The organism is Leifsonia poae, assembly GCF_027921845.1.
GTDB lineage: Bacteria > Actinomycetota > Actinomycetes > Actinomycetales > Microbacteriaceae > Leifsonia > Leifsonia poae.
This window is the reverse complement of record NZ_BSEN01000006.1, coordinates 505,996-516,266: the sequence shown is the minus strand read 5'-3', so window position 1 is coordinate 516,266 and position 10,271 is coordinate 505,996. Positions and strand designations below refer to the sequence as shown.

Annotated in this window: 10 protein-coding genes; 4 read left to right on the top strand and 6 right to left on the bottom strand. The window is 69.4% G+C overall.

All coding sequences use genetic code 11. The annotated features are described in order from the left end of the window. Nucleotides 1–21: 21 nt before the first annotated feature. Complete coding sequence (locus PKE84_RS09445; protein ID WP_271176977.1) at nt 22–2,394, bottom strand: cell wall-binding repeat-containing protein; 2,373 nt, start codon at nt 2,392–2,394, stop codon at nt 22–24. Nucleotides 2,395–2,598: 204 nt separating this feature from the next. On the opposite strand from PKE84_RS09445, the gene PKE84_RS09440 reads away from it, so the two are divergent. Next, entirely contained in the window at nt 2,599–2,856 is a 258-nt protein-coding gene (locus PKE84_RS09440) for a ParB family protein (RefSeq protein ID WP_271176976.1), read from the top strand. After that, nucleotides 2,853–3,539 (top strand): GntR family transcriptional regulator, encoded by a 687-nt coding sequence (locus PKE84_RS09435; protein ID WP_271176975.1) that lies wholly within the window; start codon nt 2,853–2,855, stop codon nt 3,537–3,539. The genes PKE84_RS09440 and PKE84_RS09435 overlap by 4 nt, the downstream gene beginning before the upstream one ends. Here PKE84_RS09435 and PKE84_RS09430 read toward each other — a convergent pair. Together PKE84_RS09430 and PKE84_RS09425 are read right to left on the bottom strand one after the other, a co-directional pair. Beyond that, nucleotides 3,532–4,233 (bottom strand): GntR family transcriptional regulator, encoded by a 702-nt coding sequence (locus PKE84_RS09430; protein WP_271176974.1) that lies wholly within the window; start codon nt 4,231–4,233, stop codon nt 3,532–3,534. The genes PKE84_RS09435 and PKE84_RS09430 overlap by 8 nt on opposite strands. Further along, nucleotides 4,233–4,916: a GntR family transcriptional regulator gene (locus PKE84_RS09425; protein ID WP_271176973.1), complete on the bottom strand. Its 684-nt coding sequence runs from the start codon at nt 4,914–4,916 to the stop codon at nt 4,233–4,235. Before PKE84_RS09425 ends, PKE84_RS09430 begins: the two co-directional genes overlap by 1 nt. Nucleotides 4,917–5,060: 144 nt before the next feature. Between PKE84_RS09425 and PKE84_RS09420 the strand changes: the two genes are divergently transcribed. Together PKE84_RS09420 and PKE84_RS09415 are read left to right on the top strand one after the other, a co-directional pair. Next, a complete protein-coding gene (locus tag PKE84_RS09420) occupies nt 5,061–5,912 on the top strand; it encodes a class II glutamine amidotransferase (RefSeq protein ID WP_271176972.1) in 852 nt (283 codons plus the stop codon). Nucleotides 5,913–5,957: 45 nt separating this feature from the next. After that, entirely contained in the window at nt 5,958–6,416 is a 459-nt protein-coding gene (locus PKE84_RS09415; RefSeq protein WP_271176971.1) for a MarR family winged helix-turn-helix transcriptional regulator, read from the top strand. Between the two features lie 25 nt (nt 6,417–6,441). On the opposite strand, the gene PKE84_RS09410 is transcribed toward PKE84_RS09415, so the two are convergent. The 3 genes from PKE84_RS09410 to nrdD form a co-directional block, all read right to left on the bottom strand. After that, the gene (locus tag PKE84_RS09410; RefSeq protein ID WP_309297484.1) at nt 6,442–7,272 is read right to left on the bottom strand and encodes an HNH endonuclease family protein; all 831 of its coding nucleotides are present in this window, start codon (nt 7,270–7,272) and stop codon (nt 6,442–6,444) included. Nucleotides 7,273–7,338: 66 nt separating this feature from the next. After that, nucleotides 7,339–8,007, bottom strand: a complete 669-nt coding sequence (gene nrdG, locus PKE84_RS09405) for an anaerobic ribonucleoside-triphosphate reductase activating protein (protein ID WP_271176970.1) — start codon at nt 8,005–8,007, stop codon at nt 7,339–7,341. Nucleotides 8,008–8,013: 6 nt separating this feature from the next. After that, nucleotides 8,014–10,269 carry an anaerobic ribonucleoside-triphosphate reductase gene (nrdD, locus tag PKE84_RS09400; protein WP_271176969.1) on the bottom strand — a complete coding sequence of 752 codons (2,256 nt, stop codon included), beginning with the start codon at nt 10,267–10,269 and terminating at the stop codon, nt 8,014–8,016. Nucleotides 10,270–10,271: the final 2 nt, after the last annotated feature.

The following is a 10,271-nucleotide window of genomic DNA, read 5'->3' as shown; positions in this document are numbered from 1 at the left end:
GCCGATGCGGTCAGTCCTGGGCTACGAGGTGCAGGAGGTCAGCGACTGCACCCGGGCCGTCAGCGAACCGGTCCCGCCCAGCAGGGTCACGGAACCGACACCGAGGCGGGCGATTCCCGCGATGATCCCGGCGGACAGGCAGTTCGTCTGGCTGACGTACAGCGGCGCCGCGCCCTTGGCCGCGAGCACTGCACCGGCGAGGGCGTCCGGGAACACGACACCGCTGGCGACGTAGACCTTCGACGCTGCCGGGAACGCATCGGTGTTGATCGTCTGCGATGCCGCATAGCGGTCTGCGCCTCCGAGCCGTTTCACCGAAGCCGCTTTGCCCGCGAGCGATTTCTCGATGCCCGCCGACACCGATCCGGCGCCTCCCGCGATCCGGATGGCGGCCGGGTGCAGTTTCGCGATGAGCGCCAGCGTGGCGGCGTCGAGCGTCGGCTTGGCGCCGTTGACGAGAAGGACAGCGGAGCCCGTCGAACCCGCTGCGGCGCCGGCGGACAGCGCATCCGGGAAGTTGGAGCCGGTGGCGAGGTACAGGGTCGGAACCCCCGTCTTGCCGAAGACCCCGTCGACCAGGCCGCGGGAGGCGGCGTAGCGGTCGGCACCGGCGTAGCGCTTCACAGGGGCGATCGCGCTGAGCGTCTTCTCGACCGCGGCGGAGACCGAACCGGTGCCGCCGACGATCACGATCTTCGCCGGTGAGAGGGTGGCGATCTTCGCCTTGACGCTCGCCGGCAGGGTGCTCTTGGCCGTCAGGAGGAGCGGTCCCTTGCCCGCTGCCGCTGCAGGGGCGGCGCTCAGAGCATCCGGGAACGTCTCGCCGCTCGCGACGTAGACCACGTCAGCCGTCGTCGGGTAGCCGGCGTTCGCGATCGCGACCGCTTCGCTGTACCTGTCGGCGGCGGCGATCCGGTCGACCGCCGGCGTCGCGGCGATGGTGACGGTGCCGGTGACGGCCGTGGAACGGCTGCGCACGCCCCAGCCGGCGACGACGCGATACGTGTGCTTGCCGCGCGCGGCACCTGTCAGGGGCAGGCTGAACGCCGTGCTGCCCTTCGCGATGGCCACCTGCGAGGTCGGGGAGGACGCGCCGTCGAGGTACAGGTAGACGGTGTCGCCGGGGATGCCGTTCGGCAGCGTTCCCTGCAGGCCGTGTCCGGTGAAGACGACGCCGGACGGGTCGAAGACCGTCGGGGTGCTCAAAGAGACCGCGAGCTCCCAGTCGGGCTGCTGATCGGCGATGCTCTCGTACTGCCCGATGATCGGGAAGAATGCGGAGTGGATCGCCGAGCTGCAGGACTTCGTGCCATTCGGTGCATCGCTCGCCGACAGCACACCGATCGCGTAGTTGCCGGCCATCGCCGATCCGCCACTGTCGCCGGGCAGAGCGCAGGCGGTGGTGATGTACGCGTTCACCGTGTGCGCGACGTCGTTGTCGTCGTAGACGTCGACGTACTGATCGACGTCGGTCACCTTGCCGCACGTCCACCCTGTCGTACGTCCCGACTTGCAGAACAGCGTGCCGGCGACGGCAGAGGTCTGCCCGTAGACGGCCACGGGCGAGCCTGCGGTCTGAGCGCCCTTGCCGCCGCCCCACGTGGCGACGCGCGGCTTCGGGGTGAGCGCCTTGTTCGTGACGGCCACGAGTCCGGAGTCGTAGCCGCCCCCGAATTCGAAGCTGGCGTCGATCATCGAGCCGATCGGAGAACCTGCCCGCAGAGAGGTCGATCCCGCGGTCGGCTGGGTGAGCATGAACGGAGTCGGGAGCGGGGAGGACTGATTGCTCGCCGTGCGCAGGCAATGGCCGGCGGTGGCGAACTGCGAGGCTCCCGTGGAGACCGAGAAGCCGTTGAAGCCGATCGAGCAGAGGTCCCAGTACGGACCGTCGACGAACGCCCATCCGGTGCCGTTGACGAGGTCGGCGAGCGCGGTGAACTTCTTGCCGCTGAAGACCTCACGACCGGCGCCGCTGCCGACGACGGCGTCCGCCCCGCGCGACGTCACGGAGGCGACGTCGTGCTTCGTGGCGACGTCGACGACGAGCTGCGTGCCGTCGAGCCTGGCATCGGAAACGTGGACGCCGTCGCCCGTGAGGTCGGAGATCACCTGTCCCGCGTCGACCGTCGCGGCGGCGGTGGCCAGATACTGCTCCGGCGTCACCCCGAGGTCGCGCTGCACGGCGGAGACCAGGTCATCGGGGAGCTGAGCCGCCTGATCGACGAACCGGGAGGCGGAATAGTCGCCCATGTGGGCATCCGGAGCAGATGGTCCCGACGGAGTCGACGTCGAGTGCGGCGTCGGCTCCTCCGATGCGATCGCCGGAGTCGCCCCCAGCAGTCCGGCGATGATCGTCGCGAAGACGATTCCCGCACCGGTTTTCGAGACCTTCATGCATCCCCCTTTGTAAGCAACAGAAACATCGAGAGCTTAGGGGTTGCGGGGCCGCTTCGGCGACTTCCCTTACGGGTGACACGCACCGCACGAGCGGACACGGACACTGGGGCGGATCACCCCGGAGCCCACCCGCCGTCGACGCGCACGAGCGCCGCGCGGCGGATACGTTCGTCGCTGGACCGCCGACCTCGAGGACCCGTCATGCATCAGCAGAATCACCCCGGGCACAGCGTCCCGGACGACCGGACCACCGTCACGTTCTATCTCGACCTGGAGTTGCGCGCCAGAGCCCGCGCGGCGTACGAGCACACGCGCGTCGTCGAGACCGACGACTCGTGGTCGCACATGATCGGCAAAGCCGTCTCCGCCGAAGTCGGGCGGCGCGAAGAGCTCTACAACCAGAGCCACCGGTTCGTCGCCGACGACCGGCGTCTCCCTCCCGGCCGGCCGGTCCGATGACGAACGCTCCGCTCGAACAGCTCTCGACCCGGCTGCTCGCCCAGTCGGCCTACGAGGCGCTCCGCCGGATGATCATCACCGGGCAACTGGCACCCGGCACGCGCATCCGGGTGGACGACCTGGCGTCGCGCTGGCACGTGTCGCGCACGCCGGTGCGGGAGGCCGTCTCCCGGCTGGTGCTCGTCGACCTCGTCACGGTCGCGCGCAACAGTCGCACGGCGGTCGCGCACTGGACACCCGGCGACATGCTCGAGCGCGCCGAGATGATCGGCACCCTTGCGGAGGCGGCCGGCGAGCGCGCGATGGCCATGGTTCCGTCCGCGCATGACGGGTCAGGCGAATTCGACGACGCCGCGGCCGATCTGCTCACCGCACGCGCGACAGCATCGGATGTGCGCGCGTTCGTCACCCTGTGCTGTGGGATTCTCCGCCGCTCCGGCAACCGCGTCGCCCTCTCGACCGTGAGCGTTCATCTCGCCCCGCTGGTCGGGGACTTCTACGTTCCGGCGATCGCCGGGCGGTTCGGCGTGCGACTCGACATCGCCGCCGACGAACGCCGCACGCTCGTGGCCGACTTGCGACAGGCGATCGACGCCGGTGACGCACCGTGTGTCCGCTCGACCATCGCGGCGTACGTCGCGGCGCTCCGTCGCTCCCACGAAGGGGTCGGGAACATCAATTGAGCGGGTTCGCGTCGATGTCGACGTCGGTGCGGCGGTATTCGTCGAGGAACTGGCGACGGCTCGCCCCGAACAGTTCGCCCACCAGCCGGGCGGCGGCCTCTGCGTCGCCCTCCTTCGCGGCGGCGACGATCCGATCGAGCTCCGCGGGAAGATTGTCGACGTCGAACGGGCGCGTCCACACCGTGACGTAGCGGAGCACCTGCGGGCGCAGACCCTCGGCGGCGGCGAGCAGCACGGCGTCGCCGGAGGCGCGCTCGAACTCGAAGAAGAAGCCGTCGACGGCGCGGGCGAGCGCCGCCCCGTCTCCCGCCTTCGCGTTCGTCTTCGCCTCAGACGCCTGTCGTGCCAGCTCCGCGATCTCGGGCGACCCGAGGTGCGGCACCGCCCGCCGCACGGCCTGCTCCAACAGGATGCCCGCGGCCGCGACGCCTTCGTCGATCGCCCGCAGGTCGAGCGGGGCGACGCGCGTGTACCGGTTGGGCGCCATCTCGACCAGCCCGATGTCGGCGAGCCGCATCAGTGCTTCGCGCACCGGGGTACGGGAGACGCCGAGCCACGTCGTGAGGGTCTCGTCGAGAAGGGTCTCCCCCGGCTCGAGGGTTCCATCGATGATCCCGGCGTAGATGCGCTCGTAGACGATGTCGCGGAGAAGCCGGCGTTCGAGGGGCGCGGAGTTGCGCGTGGGAAGCGGCATCAGTGCTCTCCTCCCGCCGGTGCCTGCGCGGCCGCGGCGGCGCCCCCTATCCCGTCGGACCAGAACGCGGAGGCGCTCCGGGCGGCCGCGGCGGCGTCGCCGTCCAGCGCTGCGCCGATCATCGCGGTCAGCTGGGGAAGCGCTCGTGCGGGGGCATCCGGTGCATGACCGACGTTGATCGCACGCAGCACTTCGGGGGTGTGGCGGGCCACCAGCCGGGCGATCGCGCGATTGTCCAGGCGTCGGAGGAAGAGGGCGAGCGTGGAGTCGTCGGCGAGCTGGCCGCGCAGGAGAGCCGCCGGATCCGCCACAGCCGCCAGGCTCTTCGCCGTGGAGCGGAGCGCCTCCCGGTCGGCGTCGGTGAGAAGTGGAGTCGCATCCTGTACGGCGGCGCCGGCCAGAGTCGCGAGCATGTCGGCGAGCGCGCTGATCCGCGCGGGATCCACGGGCGTGACCCTCGTCTGCTTCTGGGGCAGGATCTCCACGAGTCCCATCGCGGCGAGCTGATTCAGAGCCTCGCGCACCGGGGTGCGGGAAACGCCGATCCACTGCTCGATCTCGCTGTCGACCAGCTGCTCGCCCGGCAGGAGGTCTCCGCCGACGATCGCATCGAGCAGACGCTCGAAGACTTCGTCGCGGATCAGCCGGCGCGGACTGATCGTGTCGATCACAGGTACGGGCATCTTCTGGATATTACATCCCAACTACTGGGATGCCTCCGGGGTGCATCTCACCCGTCGCGGGTGATGGACGTGCGCTGAGCCCGGTACTAGGGTCGGTCGCGTAAGGGAGCAGGCGTCGAGGTCGCTCCCGAGGAGATGGTCCATATGTGCCGTTGGTTGGCGTATTCGGGGGAACCGCTCAAGCCGTCGACGGTGGTGCTGGATGCCCAGCATTCCCTCGTCAAGCAGTCGCTGAACTCACCGCTGGGCGCCGAGACCGTGAACGGGGATGGATTCGGGTTCGGGTGGTATCCGAGCGGGCCGGACGCCGGCACGCAGCCGGCGATCTTCCACAGCACGGAGCCGGCCTGGAACGACACGAACCTGCGTGAACTGACGGAGGCGATCGAGAGTCCGCTCTTCTTCAGTCACGTGCGAGCGGCCGCCGGGCCGCCGATCCAGCAGACGAACTGCCACCCGTTCCGGTACGAGAACTGGCTGTTCATGCACAACGGGGCCCTGGCGGACTTCCACAAGACCAAGCGCGAACTGACCTTCGCGATCGACCCGTCGCTCTATCCGCATGTCATGGGCACGACCGACTCGGAAGTGCTCTTCCACCTGGCCCTCACCTTCGGCCTGATGGAGGACCCGATCGCCGCGATGACCACGGCCATCCGGCTGGTCGAGAAGGTCGGGCATGACAACGGCATCGCGTTCCCCATGCAGGGAACGGTCGCGGTGGCGGACGGGACGACCATCTGGGCGTTCCGGTACTCGTCGCAGGGCCGCACCCGCTCGCTCTTCCACTCCGTCGACATCCCGACCCTGCGCGAGATGTACCCGGACATCGACCGGCTCAACATCTTCGGCAGCCGCGCGCAGGTCGTGGTCTCCGAACCGCTGAACGATCTGCCAGGCGCGTTCCGCGAGGTGCCGGAGTCGACGGTCGTGGTGCTCGACGAGACCGGATACCGGCACGAGCCGTTCCTGGCCGAGGAGTCCGTTCCGGTCTGAGGGGTGGGGGCGCCGGCGCTCGGTGAGCGCGTCTACGATGAGCGCATGACATCTGCCGAGGCCGTCCCCCCGACGGTCGAGAGCGTGCACGTCCCCGAGAACTGGTCGTCCGGCCGGTTGCTCTCGACGGCCGCCCGGCTGGTCGAGCGGGCGTGGGCGGATGCCCTCGAACAGCTCGGACTGACGCACGCCGGCCTGATCGTGCTGCAACTGCTCGAGTCCGGCGTCACCACGCAGGCGGAGCTCGCCCGGCACGCACGCGTCGAAGCGCAGACCATGTCGCGCACCGTCGACCGGCTCGAGCGCGAGGGCCTGGTGGAGCGCGTTCCGGATGCCGCCGACCGTCGCCGCCACATCATCCGGATGACGCACAGCGGCGCCGCGATCTGGCAGCGATCCCTCGGCCTCGAGAAGACGGTCTTCCCTGAGGTCGACGATCCGGATGCCCTGCGCGCCGCCCTCCTGCAGATCGTGCACGCCCCGGCGGTCGCGCGCCGCGCCTGATCCGCAGCGCGCAAGGCGGCGGGTGTCAGCGCCCGAGCGCCGGCTGGGACGGACAGCGAGCGAGGACCCGCGCGATCGCGTCGCGCTCGGCCTGCGTGACCCAGAGGCCGTATGCCGCCTTCACCGACACCTGCCGCGCGACATAGGCGCACCGATAGCCTGTGCTGGGCGGGAGCCAGGTCGCCGCATCGCCGTCGCTCTTCTGCTCGTTCGTCGGCCCGTCGACCGCGAGCAGGTTCAGCGGATCGTTCGCCAGCGCGATCCGCCTGCTCTGCGTCAACTGCTGCGCACCCGTCTGCCACGCGTCCATCAGCGCGACGACATGGTCGATCTGCACGGCGACGGACGTGGTGCTGCCGCGAACGAAGGCGATGGTCCTTCCGGTGTACGGGTCGTGGAGGGTTCCGGAGGTCACCCGGCACGACCCCGATCTCACGGCCGGACGCAGGTCGCGGGCGAGGATGTCGTTGCGGGTGTCGCAGCCGTTGCGGTCGACGTCCGTCCAGGCCGTTCCGAAGCGGCCCACGCGGTCGTACCCGGTCTTGGGCGCTCGCCCCTTGACCGGCAGGGTCTGCAGAAGTGCGAGCGCGGTGCCACCCGCCGCCGGGGCATCCGGGCTTGTCGGGGTCGGGGTCGGCACGGACGTCGCGGAGTCGGTCGACGCGGGAGCGGACGTCGCGGGAGCGGACGTCGCAGGATCGGCCGTCCCGGGATCGGCCGTCGGGGCGCCGACGAGTCCGCTGCTCGCGGCGCCGACGACCACCACGGCGAGAACGGCGAAGCTCAGCCAGCCGGCGAGGGCCCGCGCCTTCGATGAACGGCGTCGTGAGGGCACGGCACGTCTGGATTCTGGCACGACGAGAAGTCTCGCAGGGGCCGCCGACCTTGCGGGCCCCGCTCGCCGGTCATGCGGACTTCCGGCTCACAGCAGCGCCCGTCGGGCCACGCGATCGGCGTGGGAGACCGTGGGTGCGAGGTCGCTCGGCGAGGAGCCGGCATCCGCGTCGCTGCGACGTGCGTCTGAGGCGCCCGCCCAGACGATCGGCCGCCTCGCCGCCAGAGACGCGGGCACGTCGAGCACACGCTGGTTGGTGCTGCCGCGGAACGCCAGGCTCAGGTCACGCCGCTCGATCAGGAAGGGACCATCGACCAGCACGTCGAGGCCGTCGAGCAGTGCGAGTGTGTCGGCGCGCCCGGCGGCACCCTCGGCCAGGAGCTGCTCGAACGTGTAGCCGCTCCAGCACCACACGTCTCTGCTCCGGCCGAACCGCTCGCGCACCCGATGCAGCAGGCGCAGGCACACCCTCGTGTTGAGGAACGGCTCGCCGCCCATCAGAGTGAGCCCCTGCACGGCCTCGTGGGCGAGATCGACGAGGATGCGCTCTTCCAGCTCGTCGTCGTACGGCCGGCCGTAGCGGAAACTCCAAGCGGCCTCGTTGTAGCAGCCCTCGCATCCGAAGAGGCAGCCGCTCACGTACAGGCTGCAGCGCACACCCTGGCCGTCGACCATGACGAACGGCTTGTAGTCGGCCACGTAGCCGTGGCTGACCTTCTCGGATCTCCATCGGCCCGGTTCGGGCACGCGCACCACGGGCGGTCAGTCGACGGTCAGGTGCTTGACACGCGAGGAGATCTCGACGTGGCGCCCGTGCACCATCGGTCGCTGCTGCGGATTGCCGAGGTAGCCGCAGGTGCGCTTCACCACGTCGCAGCTGCGGGGGTCGGTGTTGCCGCATCCGGGACACGCGAAGCCGCGCGCTGTCGGCGAGAAGTCGCCGACGAAGCCGCAGAGGTGGCAGCGGTCGATCGGGGTGTTCGTGCCCAGGTAGCCGATCCGGTCGTAGGCATAGTCCCACACCGCCTCCAGCGCCTTCGGATTGGTGCGGAGCACCGGGTACTCGCAGTAGTGGATGAACCCTCCCGACGCATACGGCGGGTAGTCCTTCTCGAAGTCCAGCTTCTCGAACGGCGTGGGGTTCTTGCGCACGTCGTAGTGGAAGCTGTTCGTGTAGTACTCCTTGTCGGTGATGTCGGGAACGGAGCCGAACCGGGCCGCGTCGAGGCGGCAGAACCGGTCGGTCAGGCTCTCACTGGGCGTGGAGTAGACCGAGAACCGGTAGCCGTAGCGATCTGTCCACTTCGCGGCACTGTCGGCCAGCCGGCGGAGGACGCGGAGCGTGAACTCCTTGGCCTCGGGGTCGTTCTCCCACCGGCCGCCGTAGAACGCGGTCGCGGTCTCGTAGAGGCCGATGTAGCCGAGCGACACCGTCGCGCGGCCGTCGCGGAACAACTCATCGACCTCGTCGGTGGGCGCCAGCCGTCGCCCGAAGGCGCCGTGGACGTAGAGGATCGGGGCGTTCGCCGGGACGGCCTCGGCGCACCGCTGCACCCGGTAGACGAGGGCGTCGCGCACAGTCTGCAACCGCTCGGCGAGCAGGCTCCAGAACACGTTCTGGTCACCGTTCGCCTCGAGGGCGATGCGCGGCAGGTTGAGCGTGACGACGCCCAGATTCATCCGGCCCTCGACCACGTTCCTGCCCTCGTCGTCCACCCAGGCCGGCAGGAAGGAGCGGCACCCCATGGGCATCGTGAAGCCGCCGGTCAGTTTCACGATCGTGTCGTAGCTGAGGACATCCGGGTACATGCGCTCGGTCGCGCACTCGACGGCGAGCAGCTTGATGTCGTAGTTCGGATCGGACGGCTCGAGGTTCAGGCCGCGCTTCAGCGTGAAGATCAGCTTGGGGAAGATCGCAGTGCGGCGCTCACCGCCGAGCCCCAGGATGCGGATCTGCAGGATCGCGCGTTGGATCTCGCGCTCCAGCCAGCCGGTGCCGAGCCCGAAGCCGACCGACGTGAACGGTGTCTGCCCGTTGGACGTGAACAGCGTGTTGATCTCGTATTCGAGGCTCTGCATCGCATCGTAGATGTCTTTGCGCGTCTTCTCCTCGACGTACGCGTTCCGCTGCTCCTCATCGACGTTCCATCGTTCGGCGTCGGCCTGGTGCTTTGCGCGGTTGATGGCCGCGTACGGCGCGAGCAGCTCGTCGATGCGGTTCACGGAGCAGCCGCCGTACTGGCTCGAGGAGACGTTCGCGATGATCTGGGAGATCTGCGCCGTCGCCGTCTGGATCGAGCGCGGAGGGTCCACCTGGGCATTGCCGATGCGGAAGCCCTGCGCGAGCATCGTGTCGAAGTCGATGAGACAGCAGTTCGTCATCGGCGCGTAGGGGTGGTAATCGAGGTCGTGGTAGTGGAGATCGCCCTTGGTGTGGGCGTTCGCGACGTGCGGCGGCAGCATCCTCAGCCCGATCGCCTTGCCGACGGCGCCGGCCGTGAGGTCGCGCTGCGTGTTGAAGACGTCGCTGTCTTTGTTGGCGTTCTCGTTGACGACCGCCTGCTCCTTCTCCAGCAGCCGGCCGATCGACTGGTTGACGTCGGTCGCCCTGCTGCGCGCGAGGTCGCGTTGCACGCGGTAGTCGATGTACGCCTGAGCGACGGCGTACTCACCCGACTCCAGCAACGCGTGCTCGACGACGTTCTGGATCTCGTAGATCTTGATGGCGGCGCCAGTGCGTCCGGCTCCGGTGCCTCCGGCTCCGTCACTGCCCCCGAAGCGATCCGCGATCTCGGCCTCGATGCTCTCGACCAGTTCGTCGAGCACGAGCTCGTGGAGCGCAAGCGGCGGACCGTAGACGGCGCCGAACGCCCGGCGGAGCGCCGACCGGATGCGCGCGTCGTCGAACGGCAATCGTCTCCCATCGCGCTTGAGCACCGAGAGCGGCGGCCGCTCCACGTCCCCCGCGCTCACGTCCGCGCCGACGCGAGTCTGCTTCTCCTGGTCGATCGGGCTCACGA